18 protein-coding genes are annotated in these 20,198 nt (G+C 63.0%); 12 read left to right on the plus strand and 6 right to left on the minus strand.

Going from position 1 to position 20,198, the window contains the following annotated elements:
- Window positions 1–25 precede the first annotated feature (25 nt).
- Both CFI11_RS24145 and CFI11_RS24150 read right to left on the minus strand, forming a co-directional pair.
- The gene (locus tag CFI11_RS24145; protein WP_130410291.1) at window positions 26–1,822 is read right to left on the minus strand and encodes an IlvD/Edd family dehydratase; all 1,797 of its coding nucleotides are present in this window, start codon (window positions 1,820–1,822) and stop codon (window positions 26–28) included.
- A 21-nt stretch (window positions 1,823–1,843) separates the two neighbouring features.
- Complete coding sequence (locus CFI11_RS24150) at window positions 1,844–2,587, minus strand: SDR family oxidoreductase (RefSeq protein WP_130410292.1); 744 nt, start codon at window positions 2,585–2,587, stop codon at window positions 1,844–1,846.
- A gap of 95 nt (window positions 2,588–2,682) precedes the next feature.
- Between CFI11_RS24150 and CFI11_RS24155 the strand changes: the two genes are divergently transcribed.
- A complete protein-coding gene (locus CFI11_RS24155; protein WP_130410293.1) occupies window positions 2,683–3,546 on the plus strand; it encodes an NAD(P)-dependent oxidoreductase in 864 nt (287 codons plus the stop codon).
- Window positions 3,547–3,550: 4 nt separating this feature from the next.
- On the opposite strand, the gene CFI11_RS24160 is transcribed toward CFI11_RS24155, so the two are convergent.
- Window positions 3,551–4,198, minus strand: coding sequence for a GntR family transcriptional regulator (locus CFI11_RS24160; protein ID WP_130410294.1), 648 nt, complete (start codon window positions 4,196–4,198; stop codon window positions 3,551–3,553).
- 161 nt (window positions 4,199–4,359) lie between these two features.
- Between CFI11_RS24160 and CFI11_RS24165 the strand changes: the two genes are divergently transcribed.
- The 7 genes from CFI11_RS24165 (at window position 4,360) to CFI11_RS24195 (ending at window position 12,124) form a co-directional block, all read left to right on the plus strand.
- Complete coding sequence (locus CFI11_RS24165) at window positions 4,360–5,376, plus strand: TRAP transporter substrate-binding protein (protein ID WP_130410295.1); 1,017 nt, start codon at window positions 4,360–4,362, stop codon at window positions 5,374–5,376.
- A gap of 80 nt (window positions 5,377–5,456) precedes the next feature.
- Window positions 5,457–6,362, plus strand: coding sequence for a TRAP transporter small permease subunit (locus CFI11_RS24170; RefSeq protein ID WP_130410296.1), 906 nt, complete (start codon window positions 5,457–5,459; stop codon window positions 6,360–6,362).
- Entirely contained in the window at window positions 6,362–7,990 is a 1,629-nt protein-coding gene (locus CFI11_RS24175) for a TRAP transporter large permease subunit (protein WP_130410297.1), read from the plus strand. The genes CFI11_RS24170 and CFI11_RS24175 overlap by 1 nt, the downstream gene beginning before the upstream one ends.
- An 8-nt stretch (window positions 7,991–7,998) precedes the next feature.
- The gene (locus tag CFI11_RS24180) at window positions 7,999–9,501 is read left to right on the plus strand and encodes a UxaA family hydrolase (protein WP_130410298.1); all 1,503 of its coding nucleotides are present in this window, start codon (window positions 7,999–8,001) and stop codon (window positions 9,499–9,501) included.
- Window positions 9,498–10,328: a shikimate dehydrogenase gene (locus CFI11_RS24185; protein WP_130410299.1), complete on the plus strand. Its 831-nt coding sequence runs from the start codon at window positions 9,498–9,500 to the stop codon at window positions 10,326–10,328. The genes CFI11_RS24180 and CFI11_RS24185 overlap by 4 nt, the downstream gene beginning before the upstream one ends.
- 11 nt (window positions 10,329–10,339) lie before the next feature.
- Entirely contained in the window at window positions 10,340–11,227 is an 888-nt protein-coding gene (locus CFI11_RS24190; protein WP_130410300.1) for an NAD(P)-dependent oxidoreductase, read from the plus strand.
- A 3-nt stretch (window positions 11,228–11,230) separates the two neighbouring features.
- Window positions 11,231–12,124, plus strand: a complete 894-nt coding sequence (locus CFI11_RS24195; RefSeq protein WP_130410301.1) for a DMT family transporter — start codon at window positions 11,231–11,233, stop codon at window positions 12,122–12,124.
- Here the strand turns inward: CFI11_RS24195 and CFI11_RS24200 are convergent.
- Together CFI11_RS24200 and uxaC are read right to left on the minus strand one after the other, a co-directional pair.
- On the minus strand, window positions 12,121–13,305 hold the full coding sequence (locus tag CFI11_RS24200) for a mannitol dehydrogenase family protein (RefSeq protein ID WP_165390400.1): 1,185 nt from the start codon (window positions 13,303–13,305) through the stop codon (window positions 12,121–12,123). The genes CFI11_RS24195 and CFI11_RS24200 overlap by 4 nt on opposite strands.
- 2 nt (window positions 13,306–13,307) lie before the next feature.
- Window positions 13,308–14,666 (minus strand): glucuronate isomerase, encoded by a 1,359-nt coding sequence (gene uxaC / locus CFI11_RS24205; protein ID WP_130410303.1) that lies wholly within the window; start codon window positions 14,664–14,666, stop codon window positions 13,308–13,310.
- A gap of 69 nt (window positions 14,667–14,735) precedes the next feature.
- On the opposite strand from uxaC, the gene CFI11_RS24210 reads away from it, so the two are divergent.
- From CFI11_RS24210 to uxuA, 4 genes are read left to right on the plus strand one after another with little or no spacing between them, the layout of a single operon-like run.
- Window positions 14,736–15,767: a Gfo/Idh/MocA family protein gene (locus tag CFI11_RS24210; protein ID WP_130410304.1), complete on the plus strand. Its 1,032-nt coding sequence runs from the start codon at window positions 14,736–14,738 to the stop codon at window positions 15,765–15,767.
- Window positions 15,764–16,765, plus strand: a complete 1,002-nt coding sequence (locus CFI11_RS24215) for a Gfo/Idh/MocA family protein (RefSeq protein ID WP_130410305.1) — start codon at window positions 15,764–15,766, stop codon at window positions 16,763–16,765. The genes CFI11_RS24210 and CFI11_RS24215 overlap by 4 nt, the downstream gene beginning before the upstream one ends.
- On the plus strand, window positions 16,762–17,808 hold the full coding sequence (locus CFI11_RS24220; protein WP_130410306.1) for a Gfo/Idh/MocA family protein: 1,047 nt from the start codon (window positions 16,762–16,764) through the stop codon (window positions 17,806–17,808). Before CFI11_RS24215 ends, CFI11_RS24220 begins: the two co-directional genes overlap by 4 nt.
- Entirely contained in the window at window positions 17,805–18,995 is a 1,191-nt protein-coding gene (gene uxuA / locus CFI11_RS24225; protein ID WP_130410308.1) for a mannonate dehydratase, read from the plus strand. The genes CFI11_RS24220 and uxuA overlap by 4 nt, the downstream gene beginning before the upstream one ends.
- A gap of 34 nt (window positions 18,996–19,029) precedes the next feature.
- Here the strand turns inward: uxuA and CFI11_RS24230 are convergent, their stop codons facing one another.
- Complete coding sequence (locus CFI11_RS24230; RefSeq protein ID WP_130410307.1) at window positions 19,030–20,034, minus strand: replication initiation protein; 1,005 nt, start codon at window positions 20,032–20,034, stop codon at window positions 19,030–19,032.
- Window positions 20,035–20,198 lie beyond the last annotated feature (164 nt).

The raw sequence follows: 20,198 nt of genomic DNA on the forward strand, positions 1-20,198 counted from the left end.
GTTTGGGGCGATGTTCGAAATGATGTCAGTGGTTGTCCCGGGGCAGGCCCTTGCGAGAGATGTCGGTGTACTCCGCCGCACCGCGCAGGGTCATACCCTCGTCAAAGCGCCCAACCCGATCCCGGAAAATCTCCTGCCAGGGTGACTGGCTTGCCGGATGGGGGTAACCCGTCTGTTGCAGCTCCGCGCGCCGCGCGGCCAGGTCCTCTTCGGAAACAAGCATGTCGGCTGTGCAGGCCTTCAGATCAATCCGCACCCGATCGCCATTCCTCAGCAATGCAAGACCGCCGCCATCCGCCGCTTCGGGAGAGGCATTCAGGATGGAAGGGGAGCCGGAGGTGCCGGATTGCCGCCCGTCGCCGATGCAGGGCAACGCCTCTACCCCGCGTTTCAGCAGGTAGGAGGGCGGGCGCATGTTCACGACCTCCGCGCCGCCGGGATATCCTTTCGGGCCGGCCCCGCGCATGAAGAGGATGCAGCGTTCATCGATCTCTTCCGCCGGATCGTCGATGCGGTGGTGGAAATCTTCGGGGCCGTCAAAGACCACGGCGCGGCCCTCGAACGCGTTCGGGTCATCGGGGTTCGACAGATAGGTCTCACGGAAGGCTGCGCTGATCACGCTCGTCTTCATGATCGCACTGTCGAAAAGGTTGCCCTTGAGGTTGATGAAACCCGCCTCCGCCATCAGCGGAGCCTCCACGCTTTTGATCACCCGCTCATCTTCGGACCTTTGCGCGGCACAATTGTCCCCGATGGTCTGGCCGTTGACCGTCATCGCCTGCGGATGCGGAAGGTGATCGGCCGCCAGCAGCTCGCCCACGACAGCGGGCACGCCGCCGGCGCGCTGATAATCCTCGCCCAGATAGGCACCGGCGGGCTGAAGGTTTACCAAAAGCGGAACGTGGTGACCCAGGCGCTGCCAGTCATCATTGTCGAGCGGAACGCCCAGATGCCGGGCGATGGCGTTCAGGTGGATCGGCGCATTCGTAGAGCCGCCAATCGCCGAATTCACCACGATGGCATTCTCGAACGCCGTGCGGGTCATGATGTCGGACGGACGCAGATCTTCCCAAACCATCTCGACACTGCGCTTGCCGGTCTCGTAAGCCATCTGCCCACGCTCCCGAAAGGGGGCGGGGATGGCCGCTGAACCGGGCATTTGCATTCCCAACGCTTCGGCCAGCGAATTCATTGTGGTGGCGGTGCCCATCGTATTACAATAGCCAACCGACGGTGCCGAGGAGGCCACCAGCTCCATGAAACCCTCGTCGTCGATCTCTCCGGCGGCGAGCATTTCACGGGCTTTCCAGACAATCGTGCCCGACCCGGTGCGCTCCCCCTTGAACCACCCGTTCAGCATCGGGCCGACCGAGAGGGCGATGGCGGGAATATTCACCGTCGCCGCCGCCATGAGCAAAGCGGGCGTGGTCTTGTCACATCCGATGGTGAGCACAACGCCATCCAACGGATAGCCGTATAGCGTTTCGACAAGGCTCAGATAGGCCAGGTTGCGGTCCAGCATCGCTGTAGGTCGCTTGCCCGTTTCCTGGATCGGATGCACCGGAACCTCGATGCAGGTGCCGCCCGCCGCGATGATCCCATCGCGCACGCGCTTTGCAAGCTCGATGTGATGTCGGTTGCAGGGGCTCAGATCGCTCCCCGTCTGGGCAATCGCGATGATTGGCTTGCCCGATTGCAGCTCGGCGCGTGTGAGGCCGTAATTCAGATACCGCTCCAGATAAAGCGCGGTCATTTCCGGGTTGTCCGGATTCATGAACCACTTGCGCGAGCGGAGGTCTTCGATGCCGATCTTCTTGCTCATGAGAAATCCTTTGCTGGAACGTCAGCCGGACCAGCCGCCGTCGATGATATGCGGCTGTCCGGTGGTAAAGGCGCTTTCGTCGCTGGCCAGGTACACGACAAGCGCCGCAATCTCTTCGGCCTTGGCGACGCGCCCCATCGGCTGGCGCGCGACGAACTGGCGCAAGGCTTCCTCGTAACTGCCCACCTGCTCGCCCAGGGCTTTCACGCGGTCGTGCCAGCTTGGGCTTTCGACCGTGCCCGGACAGATGCAGTTACACCGGATCCCCTTGTCGATGAAATCGACCGCCACCGATTTGGTCAGCCCGATCACGGCCGCCTTGGTGGTGCCGTAGATGAACCGGTTCGGCGCGCCGATCACGCTGGAGGCCGCCGACGACATGTTGATGATCGACCCGCCGCCCCGCTCCAGCATGCCGGGAAGGGCGGCTTGGATCGTGCGCATCATCGACCGGACGTTCAGCTCAAAGGCAAACTCCCACTCCTCGTCCTTCGCCTCTAGAACCGAACCGTGATGCACGAAGCCCGCGCAGTTAAAAAGGACATCCGGCGCAGCACGGATCACACCGTCCGCGACGCTTGCCTCATCGCGCACGTCCAGAACGAAGGTCTCGATGCCCTGCCCTGCAATTTCCGCCAGGGCTTTGGCGTCGACATCGGTGGCGAACACCTCTGCGCCCTCTTCCGCCATCGCAAGCGCGCTGGCACGCCCGATCCCCTGCCCCGCCGCTGTGACGAGGGCGCGTTTTCCGCTTAAGCGACCCATGATGCTCCTCCTGAGGCCCTTTCATTCGAGCCCTTGATTTCTGTTAGCGTATGACAGCAAATCGGCGAAGACCAGACAGCGAAGGGTGTGTCGATATGCAGATTGCAGTGCTTGGAACCGGATTGATGGGCGCCCCGATGGGGGCCAACCTGCTCAAAGCCGGGTTCGATCTGACTGTCTGGAACCGCTCGACCGCAAAGGCGCAGCCGCTGGCCGCGCAAGGCGCCACCGTCGCCGACACGGCTGCGGACGCGGTCGCTGGCAAGGACGTGGTGATCACCATGCTGAGCGATGGCCCCACGGTTCTTGCGCTGGTCGATCAGATCGCGCCCGCACTGCGGCAGGGCGCGCTTTGGATCGACATGTCCTCCACTCGCCCCGAGGAAGCCCGCGCCCAGGCCGCGCGGCTGAGCCCGCTGGGCGTGGCCCATCTCGACGCGCCGGTCTCTGGTGGGACAAAGGGCGCGGAAAGCGGCTCTCTCGCCATCATGGTCGGCGGTAAAGCGGAAACCTTCGCCACCGCGACCCCTGTTTTCGAAGCGATGGGCCGTCCCACCCATGTCGGCCCGTCCGGGACCGGCCAGCTTTCCAAGCTCTGCAACCAGGCCATCGTCGCGGTCACGATCGGCGCTGTGGCCGAGGCGATGTTTCTGGCCGAAAGCGGTGGCGCGGACCCCGCCGCCCTGCGTGCCGCGCTGCAGGGCGGATTCGCCGACAGCACCATCCTGCAACAGCATGGAGCCCGCATGACGACCGGAGATTTCAATCCCGGCGGCCTCTCCAAATTTCAGCTCAAGGACCTCGACAACGTGCTGAACGAGGCGCGTGCTCACGACCTTACGCTTCCTGTCACTCAACATATCCGTGACCGCTTTGCCTATTTTGTCGAGGACATGGCGGGCGGGGAGCTGGATCACTCCGGCCTCTATCTCGAACTCAAGCGGCAGAACGGATTGTGACATCTCAGACCACCAGATTGCGTTTGAGGTGGTCGTAAATCGCATCCCGGCATTGCACGACGTCGCGGGCCAGCGCGGCGTTCAGAATGGCCTGATGCTCGGCGATGATGGCACGGAAGTAATCCGCGCCGAAATCACGCTCCAGCCCAACCATCTGCTGCCGGAACTGGATATAGATATTGCCGTAGGTCTCTCTCAGGATCGGGGAGCCGCAGGCAGAGATCAGCGTTTCGTGGAATTCCCTCTCGGCATCCGACCACAGCGCCATCGGCGGCTGACCGTCCTCTGACCGGACGACCTGGGTTTCGATATGTTTCAGCTTGTGGTGCGCCGCGGACAAGCCCGCCTCCCAGGCCACACCGCCTTTCTGCATCGACAGGATTGCACCCTCCTGTTCCAGCAGGATCCGAAACTGCGTGATGTCGCGTCGCCGTTCCGGGGTGGTCATGCGGGCCCGGAACCCGCGCTGCATTTCGAAATCCACCAGGCCCACCGTCGAGAGCCTGAGCAACACATCCCGTATCGTATTGGCGGAACAGCCATATTCGCCCTGAAGCTCCGACGGCTTGAGCTTCTGACCCGGACGAAAAGCCGCCGTCATCAGCTTGCGCTGGATGTCCTCGTAGATGTCTGGCGTATCAATCCGCGTCACGTGCGACTCGTTGTTTCTTGCGATTTCTCTAAAATTTCGAAATTTTCGAGATTTTCAAGTTTTTGTTGGCAGAGGCCTGAGCGATTGTTACGCTCCCTCCACGCGCAACCGGAAGAAGGCGAACCGCACCGCCGGTCGCGCACCTGAATGGGAGGACATCAATGAAGACATTCGTGCAAGCGGCCGCCGCGGCTGCTCTTGTCGCATCGACGGCGCTGAGCGCGTCAGCCGAAACGACAACCCTGCGCATCCAGACGCATTACGCGCCCGAGACCGTGTCGGGCAGGTTGGCTGCGCAGTACATGGAAGACATCCAGACGATGTCGAACGGCGAGATCGAAGTGGAAATGTTCTACAGCTCGTCAGTGGTCAAATCGGTCGAAACCTTCGACGCGGCCGCGACGGGCATTCTGGATTGCGACATGACCGGCGGTGGCTACCAGACCGGCAAGAACTCCGCCTTCCAGTTCGTGGGCGACATCATGGGTGGCTACGACACACCCTATCAGCAGCTCTCTTGGCTCTATTTCGGGGGCGGCCTGGAAGCGGCAGCACCTCTTTACAACAAATATGGCATGGAGCTGATCGGCTGGTGGGTCTACGGGCAGGAAAGCTTTGCCTCCTCCAAGCCCATCGCCACGGTGGAAGACTTCAAGGACTGGAAATTCCGCTCGCCTCCGGGCATGCAGACCAAGATCTTTGAAAAGCTGGGCGCAGCGCCCATCGTGATGGACTTTACCGAGATCTTCACGGCGCTTGAAACCGGCATCATTGACGGCGCGGATGCGTCCGGTCTGGCCAACAATGTGGGTCTTGGCCTTTACGACATCGTCAAATATGCCAACTTCCCCGGCTTCCACTCGATGCCATCGGACCATCTGGCCTGTAACAAGGCCGTCTTTGACGCGATGCCCGCGCATCATCAAAAGATCATGAAGGTCGCCATGGAGGCATTGGCCCTGCGCACCGCGCTGACATTCGAGAAAAAGAATGCAGAGGCCGCGGCTCAACTGCGCGATCAGGGCGTGACCCTGTCGCAATGGGCGCCTGAAGAGCTGGCCAAGTTCCGCGCCGCGGCACAGGCCACATGGCCCGAATTCGCGGACACGCCCGAAGCCAAGGCGCTGGTCGACGCGCACCTGACCTATCTGGGTCAACTGGGGCTCGTCTCCGAATAAGCCTGATCGGCGGGGCCCTTAGGGCCCCGTCCTGCCCGGAGGACAACGCAGCCGGGCTTCACCACAGAGGGGGAAACACGATGCAGGAGCGCTCCGGCAGCCTGATCGAATGGCTTGTGCCCTTGGGCTTCATCTTTTGCTCCGGTTGGGTGATCTGGCACATGCCGGCCTTCACCCTGGATTTCGCGCCGCCCGACGATCCATCCCAATTCGACAAACTGTCCGCGCTCTTCCAGCGCAATGACGTGACCCCCGGGCTGGGCGGCCTCTTTGGCGGTTTCGCCGATGCCGTGGACTGGCTGGCCATGCTCGGCCTGCCCCTCTTTGCCATTCTGGGCGTGATAACCGTGCGCCGTGCGCCGATGGAGTTCGAAAGCTGGCGCCCCGCCGACCGGCTTGCCGTGTTTATCGGGCGCATCACGATGATGCTGGTCGTCGTTCTGTGCTGTGTGATGCTTTATGAGGTGTTCGTCCGCTACGTGCTGAACGCCGCCACCCTTTGGGCCAACGAACTGTCGCTCTGGCTGGCCGGTTTCATCTTCCTTTGCGCGGGCCTCTACGCGATGCAGCAGCGCAGCCATATCCGTATCTTCCTGCTTTACGACTATTGCCCGCGCTCGGTTCAGCGTTTGTTTGACTGTATCTCGACCTTTCTGATCGTTGTGTTCGCCTTCTTCCTCGTCTTCGGCGGCTACGGCGAAGCGTTCGACAAGTTCTATCGCTGGGAAACCTTCGGGACCGCTTTCGATCCTCCGATCCCGGCCACGATCAAGCCCGCCGTGCTGATCGTGATCTCTCTCGTGGCGCTGCAGGCGGTGGTCAACCTGATCTCGGACTGGAACGCCGAGCCGGTGATCCACACCGCCGCCGATGACATCGACGAAGACGAATTACGCCGCATGCGTGAAGCGGTGGGCGACAGCGGCGTGGGGGACAAGGACGTAACCCGCAGCGCCGTTCAGCATGGCGCGGGAGGCAAGGATTGATGGATATCGGAACGATCTCTCTGGTCCTGATGATCGGCCTTCTCGTCCTGCTCTCCATCGGCATGCCTCTGGGCTTTGCCTCCGCCTTCATGGCGGTGGTCGTCCTCTTCATGCGGTTCGAGCCGGACGTGCTGCTGGACCCCACGCTTTGGGGCGAGGGGTTTTTGACCGGGCGACCGGGCAGCGGGCCTCTGAATATCTTATCGCAGCGCATCTACGGCGATGTGATGACGAGTTACGTGCTCATATCCATACCGCTTTTCATATTCATGGCCGCTCTGCTTGAGCGGTCGGGCATCGCCAAGTCGATGTATGACAGCCTCAACATCTGGCTGAACCGCACGCGGGGCGGCATCGCCATCGTGACCTCGATCATGGCCGTCATCATGGCCGCGATGTCCGGCATCATCGGCGGAGAGGTTGTTCTGCTGGGCCTGATCGCCCTGCCCCAGATGCTGCGGCTGGGATATAATCAGAACCTCGCCATCGGCACGATCTGCGCCTCCGGCAGCCTGGGCACGATGATCCCGCCGTCGATCGTTCTGATCATCTACGGGCTGATTACCGAGACCTCGATCAAGGCGCTCTTCACCGCGTCCTTCATCCCCGGCTTCATGCTGGCGTCGTTCATCATCATCTACATCATCATCCGCACGCAGCTGAACCCAGACCACGCCCCCCTGCCCGAGCCCATCCCGGGAGAGCCCGAAGGCCCCGAAAAGCGCAAGCTCTTCGCCGCGTTTCTCTGCGTGCTGGTTGCGGGCTTCTGGACGTTCTTCACCCTGCGTGTCCTCTTCTTTGAATATTCCGGCCAGAACGCGGCCCAGACCGGCGATCCAATCCGATTTGGCACGATGGATTACTTGCCCTGGTTTGCCGGAACCGTCGCCATTGCGCTGGCCCTGATCTTCTTTGTCTTCGGAAAGGAACGTACCGCCCGGGGCTGGAACATGGGCAAGGGCCTGGTTCCTCCGATCATCATCATCGGCGTGGTGCTAGGGTCGATCTATATGGGTATCACCGGCATCACCGAAGCCGCCGGCATGGGCGCCTTCGCCGTGCTTGTCCTTGCCGTGCTGCGGGGAGAGTTCAGTTGGGATCTTCTTTGGGATGCTTTGATGCGCACGCTGAAATCCACCGGGACGATCATCTGGGTGACCATCGGCGCCACGGCGCTTGCCGGCGCCTACACCATCGCGGGCGGGCCGACCTATGTGGCGAACCTGATCCTGGGCACCGACCTGCCCACGATGGGCATCCTGCTGATCATGATGCTGATCCTGCTCTTCATGGGCGCTTTCATGGATTGGGTCGGCATCGTGCTCCTGATCATCCCCGTCTTCCTGCCCATCGTGCAACGCCTGCCGATCGAGGAGATCGGCTTTATCGGAGAGCTTCAGCCGAAATACCTGGCTGTCTGGTTCGGCGTGCTCTTCTGCATGAACATGCAGGTCAGTTTCCTCTCTCCCCCCTTCGGCCCGGCAGCGTTTTATCTGAAATCCGTGGCCCCGCCGCATATCTCGCTGACCGATATCTTCAAAGGGTTCCTACCCTTCATCGGTATCCAGCTTCTGGCCCTTTCGGTGCTGATCATCTGGCCGCCGATTGTCGAGATCCTGCTGAATTAAGGTGTGCGATGACCGATACGATCCGCCTCGATCCCGCCGACAATGTCGTCACGGCCACCCGCGCGCTTGAGGCCGGCCACGCTGTCGAAGGCACGGCCACCCGTGCGCTGATCCCGTCGGGTCACAAGATCGCCACGCAGGCCATCGCACAGGGCGATGCGGTGCGCAAATATGCGCAACTGATCGGCTATGCCTCCGCCGACATTGCGGCGGGGGAGCATGTGCACACCCACAACGTGGCCTTCCGCAACACCGATCAGACCTATGACTTCGGCACCGATCTGCGCCCTGCCCGCCCGGTGGAGCCTGCGGTCTTCCAGGGCTACCGCCGGGAAAACGGCCAGGTCGGGACGCGCAACTACATCGCAGTCGTCACCTCGGTGAATTGCTCGGCCACCGCGGCGCGGATGATCGCGGCGCATTTCACACACGAACGGCTTGCCGAGTATCCCAACGTGGATGGCGTCGTCGCCTATGTGCACGGCACCGGCTGCGGCATGGCTGGCGACGGTGACGGGTTCGAGGCATTGCAGCGGGTGATGTGGGGCTATGCCCGCCATCCCAATCACGCCGCCGTTCTGATGGTCGGTCTGGGCTGTGAGATGAACCAGATCGACTGGCTGCTTGACGCTTACGGTCTCAGGCACTCCGAAACCTTCCAGACCATGAACATCCAGTCCGTGGCCGGTCTGCGTCGCACGGTCGAGGCGGGGATCGCCAAGATCACCGACATGCTGCCCCATGCCAATCGCGCCACGCGTGAGCCCTGCCCGACCTCCGCGCTGAAAGTCGCGTTACAATGCGGCGGCTCTGATGCGTGGTCCGGCATCACCGCCAACCCGGCCCTGGGATACGCAACCGACCTGCTGGTCGCGCAAGGCGGCACCGGCGTTCTGGCCGAAACGCCCGAGATCTACGGGGCCGAGCACCTGCTGACCCGCCGCGCCGTCAGCACCGATGTGGGCGAGCGTCTGATCGGCCTGATCCGATGGTGGGAAGACTACACCGCCCGCAACAAGGGCTCGATGGACAACAACCCAAGCCCCGGCAACAAGAAGGGTGGACTGACCACGATCCTCGAAAAGTCGCTGGGCGCGGCAGCCAAGGGCGGGACCACGCCGCTGACCGGTGTCTACAAATACGCCGAGGAGGTGCGGGCCGCCGGTTTCACCTTCATGGACAGCCCTGGCTATGATCCCGCCTCGGTCACCGGCCAGATCGCGGGGGGCTGCACCCTTGTGTGCTTCACCACCGGGCGCGGCTCTGCCTTTGGATCCAAACCCGCACCAACGATCAAGATCGCCACGAATTCCGAAATGTATGCCCGCATGACCGAAGACATGGACATCAATGCGGGCGACATCCTCTCCGGCGGCGTCAGCGTCGAGGAGAAGGGGCGCGAGATCTTCGAGATGTTCCTCGACGTGGCATCCGGGCGCCCCAGCAAGTCCGAGGCGCAGGGATTGGGCGATTACGAATTCGTGCCCTGGCAAATCGGGGCGGTGATGTGACCACGCTCCGCGCAGGGCTGATCGGGGCGCATATCGGGCGGACCCGTCTGCCGGCTGCGCTCGACATCCTCTGCTCCATGGCAGGCTGGACCCTGGATTTTACCCTGATCGACACTGCGGAACGACCCGCGTTCGATCTGGCCCGGACGCTTGATCTGGCGCGGGCCGACGGCTGGACCGGCATGACCATCACCCATCCCTGGAAGCCGCAGGCACGTCTTTATGCCGGCACCGCGGCAAACGTCGAGATCGCGCATCTCGGCGCCCTCAACACGCTCACCTTTTCGCCCGTGCTTTGCGGTTACAACACCGACTATACCGGCTTTCTGGGTGCGCTTGAGGCCGCAGGTCTCGCACCCCTTGGTGACGTCGTCATGATCGGCGCGGGCGGCGTGGCCGAGGCGCTTGGCCCGGCGCTTTTGGCCCGGATGTCGAATGACGCCTGCCTGAAAATCGCTGACATAGAGCCTGCACGGGCCGAAAACCTTGCGGCCCGCATCGGCGCCCGGAGGCTGGACATGGCCGATCTGCCCGCGGCCTGCGCGGCGGCCGATGGGGTGATCAACGCAACCCCGCTTGGGATGGGCGAGGACGCGCGCTCCCCCTTCGATCCGATCTGGCTTGGGTCCCAACGCTGGGCCTTCGATGCCGTCTATACGCCAACCAACACGCCGTTCCTGCAGGCCGCTGGCGCCGCCGGTCTGACCTGCCTGACCGGGTTCGAACTCTTCCGCCACATGGCGATTGGCAGCTTCACCGCCTATACCGGCATCCATTTGCCCGCGCCTGACGCGTTGGACCGCCTTCTTCCCCTTCGCCCAGATTGAAAGGATCTCCCATGAGCACACCACGTATCGGATTCATCGGCCTCGGATTGATGGGCAGCGCCATGGTCGGTCGCCTTCAGGACAAAGGCTATGCCCTGACCGTGATCGCCAACAGAAGCCGGGCGAACGTTGAAAAGGCCGTCTCTCGCGGCGCAACCGAAGTCACCACTTCCAAGGCGATTGCCGAAGCGAGCGATATCGTGATGCTCTGCGTCGACACCTCCGCCTCGGTCGAGGCGCGGATGCGGGGCGCCGAAGGGGTCATCGCCGGGCTCAAGCCGGGCGCGGTCGTGATCGACTTCGGCACCTCGCTGCCCGGCTCCACCCGGGCCCTGGGCGACGAGGTCTCGGCAAAAGGCGCCACCCTTCTTGATGCACCACTGGGCCGAACGCCGTCTCATGCCGTGGACGGTCTGCTGAACATCATGTGTTCGGGCGACAAGGCAACGTTCGATCAAGTCCACCCCGTGCTGAGCGATCTGGGCGAAAACGTCTTTCACCTCGGGCCTTTGGGATCCGGCCATACGATCAAGCTGATCAACAACTTCTTTGCCATGACCACCGCCAATGCGATGGCCGAGGCGTTTGCGATGGCCGATGTGCAGAATGTGCCCCGGCAGGCGCTTTACGATGTGATGTCGGCCGGACCGCTGAGATCCGGCATGATGGATTTCATCAAGACCTACGCCGTCGACGGGGATCCGATGCAGCTTGCCTTCGCCGTGAAGAACGCAGCCAAGGATGTCGGCTATTACGCCCAGATGGCCGAGGATGCCGGTGTCGAAACGATCATGTCGAAATGCGCACTGACCGGCCTCAAGACCGCGATGGAGGATGGGCGAGGCGAAGACATGGTGCCCCAGATGGTCGATTTCTACGCCAAGCATTTCGGCCGTTAGCAAGTGGCCGTCACCGCCCGCGCCAACGAGGATCGCGCCAGCCTTGGCATCGCGATGACCCTTGCGGCCTGGGCGTTTTTCACCGTCGTCGACGGGTCGATGAAGTGGCTGGCCGTGGCCGGCTTTCCCGCCGCGCAACTCGCCTTCATGCGCTATCTGCCGCATTTCGCGATCTCGACCGGCCTCCTGCTGCTGCGCAGCGGCGCGCGTTGGGATGTCTTCGGAACCTCTCACCTGGGTCTTTGCCTTCTGCGCGGCGTGCTTCTGGCGTCGGCCACCTTTTTCAATTTCGTCGCGCTGAAATTCCTGCCGCTCACCGTTACCGGATCGGTGATGTTCTCGGCCCCGATCATCGTCTGCGCCCTCTCCTGGCCGCTTCTGGGCGAACGGGTCGGGCCGTGGCGCTGGTTTGCCATCGCCCTGGGGTTCATCGGCGTTCTTGTGGTCATCCGGCCCTTTGATGCGACCTTTCACTGGGCCGCTTTGCTCAGCGTCTATAATGCGCTGGCCCTGTCGCTCTATTCGATCATCACCCGAAAACTGTCGGGCATCGTCGCGGCGGAAACGATGCAATTCTACATGGGCCTTGTCGGCACACTTCTCACCTTGCCCGCCGCGCTTTGGCTCTGGCAGGATCCCGGAACCGCCCTGAACTGGGGCCTGATGCTGCTTGCGGGCACCGCCGCATGGGCCGGGCATGAGCTTTTCTCACGCGCGCATGGCTTCGCGCCCGCGAACACGCTGATCCCCTATACCTACAGTTTCCTCATCTACATGACCCTCGCCGGTTACCTGATCTTCGGGGACATGCCCGACGGTCTGACCCTGCTGGGCGCGGGGATCATCATCCTGTCGGGCCTTATCATCTGGCGGCGTGCGATGATCCGCGAGGTCTAAAGACCGATGATCGCCCTCAACGCCCCATCCGGATCGGTCGAGCGGCACGCATCGGCAAGCCGATCCGCCAACGGATCGTCCAGGGTGCGCCCCGCCTCACATTCGCGCCGGACAAAATGCAGCCAGGCCGAAACGGCTGCCTCCAATGCCGGGCTCTTCTGCCCTGTCCGGTCTTTCAGTGTCGCCGCGATGCGCACCGGCATCTTCTGGCTGCCGTCCATCGCGATCTGCCGCAAACGGTGGTCGAGGTGGGGGTTCTCGAACCGCCGGATCAGGCTTTCGGCATAGCCCACTTTCCGCGCGTCCTCCGGCAAGGTGTCGGCCGCCTCCGCCATCAGGGCACGGGCCATCTGCCGCAATTCGGGATCGGCGACGGCCTCATGAACAAAGCTGTGCCCCGCCAGGCTACCCGCATAGGCCAGGTACGAATGGGCGCCGTTCAGCATTCTCAGCTTGCGCATCTCGTGCGGGGCCACGTCAGCCACCCATTGCACACCCGGCCAATCCGGGCGGCGCCCGGCAAAATCGTCCTCAATCACCCATTCGGTGAAGTCCTCGGTCGGGACGGCCATTCGATCTCCGGTCTTCTGTCGCACGGCATCTGTCGTTGCAGGCGTGATGCGGTCCACCATCGTGCATGGGAACATCAAACCACCCGGCAAGGTAAGCCCGGCCAGCCTGGCGAACCGTTGCACCGCCTGCTCCAGCTTGCGGCCATTCTCCGGCAGGTTGTCACAGCTCAGCACGGTAAGCGGCGCGCTTCGCCGTGCCAGCCCGTGGGCCAGATATCCAACCGGCGTCGCCGGACCCTCCCCCGCCAGATCGGCGCGGATCGCGGGATCGCTCTCATCCAGTTTTCCCGCCGGGGTCAGATGATACCCCTTCTCCGTCACCGTGAGGGTCACAACCTCGACGGCATCATCCGCCACAGCCGCGATGACGGCCTGCGGATCCTCCGGCGCGACAAGGATGCGATCAAGGCAAGTGATCCGTTCGACCCGGCTGCCACCGACATCCTGGATCAGCACGATATAGGCGCAGCCCTGCCCGGCCAGACCATCCCGCACCGCAGCGGATCTGAGGCTGACGCCCGTGATCCGCCAGTCCGGCAGCTGCGCGGTGTACCATGCCTGATGCGCGCGAAAGAAATTGCCGACCCCCAGATGCAGAATTCGACCCATGATCATCCCAATTTGTAAGATTTCCGGGCAAGCCCCACCGCCAGCTCCTCGGCCAGCATCCGGGCGTCCCCGCGCCCGAAGAGACCCTTTTCAATCTGCCCGGCAAGATGCAGCGCCGTCGCCCGGCGCCACAGGTCGTGCCGGGCCGGGATCGACAGAAAGGCCCTTGTGTCGTCATTGAACCCGGCGAGGTTCCAATAGCCCGCTGTCTCCACGACCTGATCGAAATACCGCGCGATGCCCGCGGCGCTGTCATGAAACCACCAGGGCGGCCCGATCCTCAGGCAGGGCCAGTGACCGGCCATCGGCGCAAGCTCCCGCGCATAGGTTGTTTCGTCCAACGTGAAAAGGATCAGCGTCAGGTTCGGTGTGTTGCCTACACGGTTCAAAAGCGGCTCCAGCCCGCGCACGAAATCGGACCGGACCGGAATGTCTGCGCCCTTGTCCCGTCCGAACCGGGCCATCACATCCGCATTGGTGTTGCGCCGGCTGCCTGCGTGAAGCTGCATCACCATACCGTCTTCAACCGACATCTGCGCCATCTCGGTCAGCATATGCCCGGTGAAAGACGCCGCCTCCTCCGCGCTCCCCTGCCCTGCCCGCAGTTTGGCGTAAAGCGCCTCAAGATTGTCGAGCCAAAGCGTTTGAAGGACCTCGACCGCGTGATCTGTGGCCGTGGCCCCCATGTCGCGGAACGCACGGCGTCGCTTGCGGATCGCATCAAGGAAGCCTTTGAAATCCTTTGTATCTTCGCCTGTTATCTCGCCCAGCCGATCCAGTTCCGCCTGCCATTCAGGCCGGGTCGCATCCAACAGGCCGTCAGGCCGGAAGGTTGGGATCACCCGCCCCTCCCACTGGCTTTCCCGGATCGTTCGGTGATGCCGCAGATCGTCCAGCGCGCTATCCGTGGTTGCCAGCACCTCGATCCCGAACCGGTCGTAAAGCGCCCTGGGCCGCGTCTCGTCCCGCTGCAGCCATTCGGTGATCTGGTCATAAATGGCATCCGCCGTCTCGGGACCCAGAGGCATGTCGCAGCCAATGGTTTGCGTCAGCACATACTCCATCCACCACCGGCTTGGCGTGCCCAGAAACAGATCCCAATGCTGCGCGAACCGCTGGAAGATCGCACGGGGGTCGCGCGCCGCCTCCGGCACGCCCACGCCCAGCTCCTCCAGGCGCACACCTTGCGAATAAAGCATCCGGAACACGTAGTGATCCGGCACGATCAGCAACGTTGCGGGATCGGGAAAGGGCGCATCCTCCGCAAACCAGGCGGGCTCGGTATGTCCATGCGGGGACACGATGGGAAGATCCCGGATTTCCGCGTAAAGATCACCCGCTGTCCCCTTCAGCTCTTTCATGCCCGCCCCCTCGCAATCGCCCTTGGCCTTTGCCGACATTAACGTCAATCTGCGCGGAAGGGAGGCAAAATGAAAACCTTACTTATCGGGATGGGTATGGTGGCGCCCACGCATCTTGCGGCGTTGCGCGATAACCAGTCCGGCATCAGACTGGCGGGTGTGGTCTCACGCAGTGCGACGCGCGCCGAGGGGCATGCGCGGCAGGCCACAGAGGCGCTTGGCTACCCGGTGCCGGGCTATGCGACCCTTGCAGAGGGCCTGTCGTCAAAGCCTGACTTCGCACTGCTGATTACGCCGCCCGACACGCGGTCCAGCTATGTTGGCGCGCTCGCCGCGGCCCGGATCCCGATCCTGATGGAAAAACCCATAGAGCGCACGTTCGCGGCCGCGCAGGAGATCGTTGCGACCTGCGATGCGACGGACACCCCTCTAGGTCTCTGCTTTCAACATCGCACCCGCGCCGCCTCCTCCAAGCTGAAGGCGCTTTTGGACGGCGGGGCCCTTGGCCAGATCGTGGATGTCGACATCCGCGTGCCCTGGTGGCGCGATCAGCACTATTACGATGCGCCGGGCCGGGGCACTTATGCCCGCGATGGCGGTGGCGTGATGATCAACCAGGCCATCCATACACTGGACCTGGCGCTTTGGCTCTGCGGGCCGGTGGCGAATGTACAGGCGCGAATGAGGACCAGCCCGCTCCACCGGATGGAGGCTGAGGATATCGCCGCCGCCCTCCTGGAGTTCCGAAACGGGGCGAGCGGCGTTCTGTCGGCCAGCACCATTGCTTATCCCGGCTCGGCGGAAAGCGTGACCCTGATCGCCACCCAGGCCCGTGCCCATCTTGAAGGCGGTTGCTTGACGCTCGACTGGCTGGACGGGCGAACGGAGCGTTTCGGAGAGACCGCAACGACCGGCGGAGGTGCGGATCCCATGGCGTTCACGCATGCCTGGCATCAAACCATCCTTGAGGATTTTGCCGATGCACTGCGCGCGGGGCGCCCTCCCCTCGCGCCGGGGCTCGAGACGCTTCATGTGCACGCTGTGATTGACGCGATGACCCGTTCGGCGGCGTCCGGGCACATAGAGGAGATCGCCGAATGACAGTCCCTTTTGTCGCCCTGGGTCTGGACCATCGTCACATCTACGGCATGACCGAAAACATGCTGCGGGCCGGCGCGCGGTGCCTGGGCTTTTGGACCGACGGCACCCCGCAACCGCTGGAAGGGTTTCAAAAGCGCTTTCCAGACCTACCGCGCTTCTCCACGCTGGAAGAAGCGCTTGGCGCAGGCGGTGAGCTGGCCCTTGTCTCGGCGATCCCCGCGGACCGCGCTGACCTGGCCGTTCGGGCCATGGACGCCGGGCTTGACGTGATGACCGACAAGCCCGGTTGCACCGACCTCACCCAGCTGGAAAAGCTGAAACAAGCCGTGGCCCGCACCGGGCGTATCTGGTCGATCAACTTCTCCGAACGGTTCGAGGTGCCATCGGTCACCTTGGCCGATCAGTTGATTTCCGAAGGCGCCATCGGGCGGGTTGTCCATACCTGCGGGTTGGGCCCGCACCGGCTGAACCGGGCCACGCGGCCCGACTGGTTCTTTCAGCGCACGCGATATGGTGGCATCCTGACCGACATTGCATCGCACCAGATCGACCAGTTCCTGCATTTCACGGGGTCCGACGACGCCGAGGTCACGATGGCCCATGTCGCTAATCATGCCAATCCCGATGATCCCGGCCTGCAGGACTTTGGAGAGATTGCTCTACGCTCCCCGACAGGGTCGGGCTATATCCGGGTCGACTGGTACACACCGGATGCGCTGCCGAATTGGGGGGACGGGCGGCTGACGCTGCTGGGGACCGATGGATATATCGAGCTGCGCAAATACGTGGATGTCGCCGGTCGCCCGGGCACCGATCATCTGGTTCTTGTCAACGACACAAGATGCGAAACGATTGATGCGCGCGATGCGGGCCTGCCCTATTTCGAGCGGTTGCTCCACGATATCCGACACCGAACCGAAACCGCGATGTCCCAGGCCCATTGCTTCAAGGTGATGGAACTGGCCCTGACCGCGCAAGCCCTCGCCGAACGCACATGATCCGCGTGGCTGTCATCGGCGGCGGCATCGGCGCCCAGCATCTGGAGGCCTATCGCCATCTTCCGCAATTTGACCCGGTTCTGATCGTCGACAGGGACCCGGCGCGCCTTGAGGCGCTGGCCATCGACGGCACCAGCGGAGCATCTGAGATCGCAGAGGCGCTGCACCCCGATATCGACCTTGTCGATATCTGCTTGCCCCCTGCCCTGCACGCCGAAACCGCCATTCAGGCGCTGGAGGCCGGAAAGCATGTGATTTGCGAAAAACCGTTTGCGACCTCACTGCACGATGTCGACCGGATCGCACAGGCGGCTGCGCGGGCGGATTGCCAGGTTTTCCCGGTCTTTCAGTACCGCTTTGGACCCGCATTCGCCCAGCTTCGCGCGCTTCGAGACGCTGGTTTGACCGGTGCGCCGCACAGTGCGGCGCTCGAGACGCATTGGTCGCGGGACGCGGATTACTACGCCGTCCCGTGGCGTGGCACCTGGGCCGGGGAACAGGGCGGCGCAATTGTCACCCATGCTATCCACGCCCACGATCTGCTGTCACACTACATGGCCCCGGTTCATGCCGTCACCGCGCGGCTGGCAACCCGCGTCAACCCTATCGAAACCGAAGACACCGCGGCGCTGATCTTCGAGCTTGAAGGCGGCGCGCTAGCGACAAGCTCTGTCACGTTGGGGGCCGCGTCGGATCAGACGCGGATCAGATTTGTCTATGAGTGCCTGACCGCCACCTCGGGCACCCTGCCCTATGCGCCATCCGAAGGCGGCTGGAGCTTTATCGCCCGCGCGCCTTCCGACCAGGCAGAGGTCGATGCCTGCCTCGCCTCCGCGGCGGATGAAAAGCCCGGCTTTGACGGGTTTCTGACCGAAGTGGCCAAGGCGTTAAACGGGGATCCCGCGCACCGCGCCGTCAGCCTCGCGGATGGGCGAGCGTCCATCGAACTCGTGACCGCGATCTACTCCGCCGCGCAAAGCGCGCGGCGCACGACATTACCGCTCTCGGCGGATCACCCGATGCGAATGGGATGGAGACCATGAAAGAATGCTGGCGCTGGTTTGGCCCGGATGATCCTGTCACGCTCTCGGATCTGCCGCAGGTCGGCGCAACCGGAATTGTCACCGCATTGCATCAGATACCTGCGGGCCAGCCCTGGCCCGACACCGAAATCGCGCAGCGCAAAGCCATGATCGAGGCCGCAGGACTTCGGTGGGACGTGGTGGAAAGCGTTCCGGTCTCAGAGGCCATCAAAACGCAGGGCGCCGATCTGCGCGCGCATCTGGATGCCTATTGTGACACGCTGCGCGCGCTGGCGGCGCAGGGGATCAACGTCATCTGCTACAATTTCATGCCGATCCTTGACTGGACGCGCACCCAGACACAGGCCCCGCAGCCCCATGGCGGCACGGCGATGCTTTTCGACCTGACGGATTTTGCGGCCTTTGACCTCTTTCTTCTGCAACGCCCCGGCGCGGCAGAGGATTATGACGCAGCGGTGAGAGAGGCGGCGCATCGGCGCATCCGGGATCTGGATGATGCGGGCCGGACGCGTCTGATCCGGACCATTGTTGCCGGTCTGCCGGGGGCCAACGATGGCTGGACCCTTGCCGATGTCAGGGACCGTCTGGCCACCTATGACGGGATCGGTCCCGACCGCCTGCGCGCCCACCTCATCGACTTTTTGTCCGAGGTTGCACCGGTGGCGCAGGACCTGGGCCTGCGCCTCTGCTGCCACCCGGACGATCCGCCGTTCCCGCTGCTGGGCTTGCCGCGCGTGATGTCATCAACCGACGATTACGCACGCACGCTGAAGGCGGTGGATCTGCCGGCCAATGGCGCGACGCTCTGCACGGGCTCTTTGGGTGTGGCGGAAAACTTTGACGTCACCGACTTCATCCAGCGCCTCGGCCCCCGGATCCATTTCGCCCATCTGCGCAACACGACCCGTCTGCCCGGACCCGACCGAACCCGCCCCAACTTTTTCGAAGCGCCCCATCTGGAGGGGGATACCGACATGGTGACCGCCATCCGGCTGCTCTGCGAGGAGGAGGCCCAAAGGCGGCATCAAGGGCGCGACGATTGTGACATTCCCATGCGTCCCGACCACGGTCAGGAGCTTCTGCATGACCGGGATACACACAGCCTCCCGGGCTATCCGCTGATCGGTCGCATGCGCGGTCTGGCAGAGCTTCGCGGTGTCATGGCGGCCGTGCGCCACGCGCCCTGACCCGAAATTGCCAATTGGCAATTTTCCGGATCGGTCACAGCGGATTGGCTTCGGTGAATTTCCGCGCGAACGCCAGAAAGGCCCGGTCCGGATCCTCTGCCGGGGCCTTGCCCGAGGCCCAGCTGCGCCATTCACCTTCAATGTAATAGATATCATATCCCGGATGACGCAGCTTGGCTGTTTCATACGTCTCGGGCCGCAGCGCCGCCCCTCGGGCATCGAGCCAAGCCGGACGGGGTGCGATCTCTTCCGCGCGGCCTTCGGCCCGGGCGCGGCGACCCACCTTTGAAAAGGTCACGCCCCGCTCGGCAACGCCCTGCCCTGCCCCGTCTTTCTTCCACCATTTCAGTTCGACATGGGTCACCTTTCGGCCCGTCTTGATCGGCAGGATCTCGACCAGGTAATCCGAAAGCGCATTCACTTCGGCGACGGCGGGTTTCACAGCACGCAGTTGCAGGTTCGACCAGGTCGTCAGCTTGCCCTTGGGCACCCCAAGCACGCCGCGCAACGCATCGAGGGAGAACCTCTCGGACGCACGGTATTTCAGATTGCCCCGCTTTTGCACCATCTCGTACAGCGTGAGGGCGTACTTGCTGGAGAGCGCGAACATCACCTCGCGTTGCAGGCGCGCAAAGACCGCCGAGTCCCGGATGATGTTGCGCAGCCGCGCCGGGATCTCGTATTGAAGTACCCCATCGCGCCGCAGGGTTTCGACATTCCCGCCCAAAAGCTGCACCCGCTCGATCGCCGGCTCACCGTTGCGGGTCACCTCGACCTTTACGATGGCTGTCATAAGCCGTTCGATCGACTCGCCCACGCGGTCATTGGAATTGTGGCTGCCCCGCAAAAGCGATTTGCTGATGACATGCGTGACCGGCTTGTCGATTGCGTCCCACGCATTCTCCAGCAAAAGGTTATAGATCCGTCTGTCGGCCAGGGTCAGCGGCGTGACCTCGACCAGATCAACCAGCTCACCCGGCTTGATCAGACTCTCGGCATTTGGCCGTGCGTCAATCGTGCGGTAAGGTGCTTTTGCCATGGCAAGGGTTACGGCTGTCTCTTACTTTTGTTTTGCTTTGTGCGTAAGATATCAAGCGACGCTCCCGCCGTCCATCACCCAATTTGTAAGCTTTCGTGCGCCGACGCTGGATTGAAGATCGGCGAATTGTGACTCTATTCAAGGGTCTGAGTCGGCATCAGACC

It is taken from the genome of Thalassococcus sp. S3, from assembly GCF_004216475.1.
Taxonomy (GTDB): domain Bacteria; phylum Pseudomonadota; class Alphaproteobacteria; order Rhodobacterales; family Rhodobacteraceae.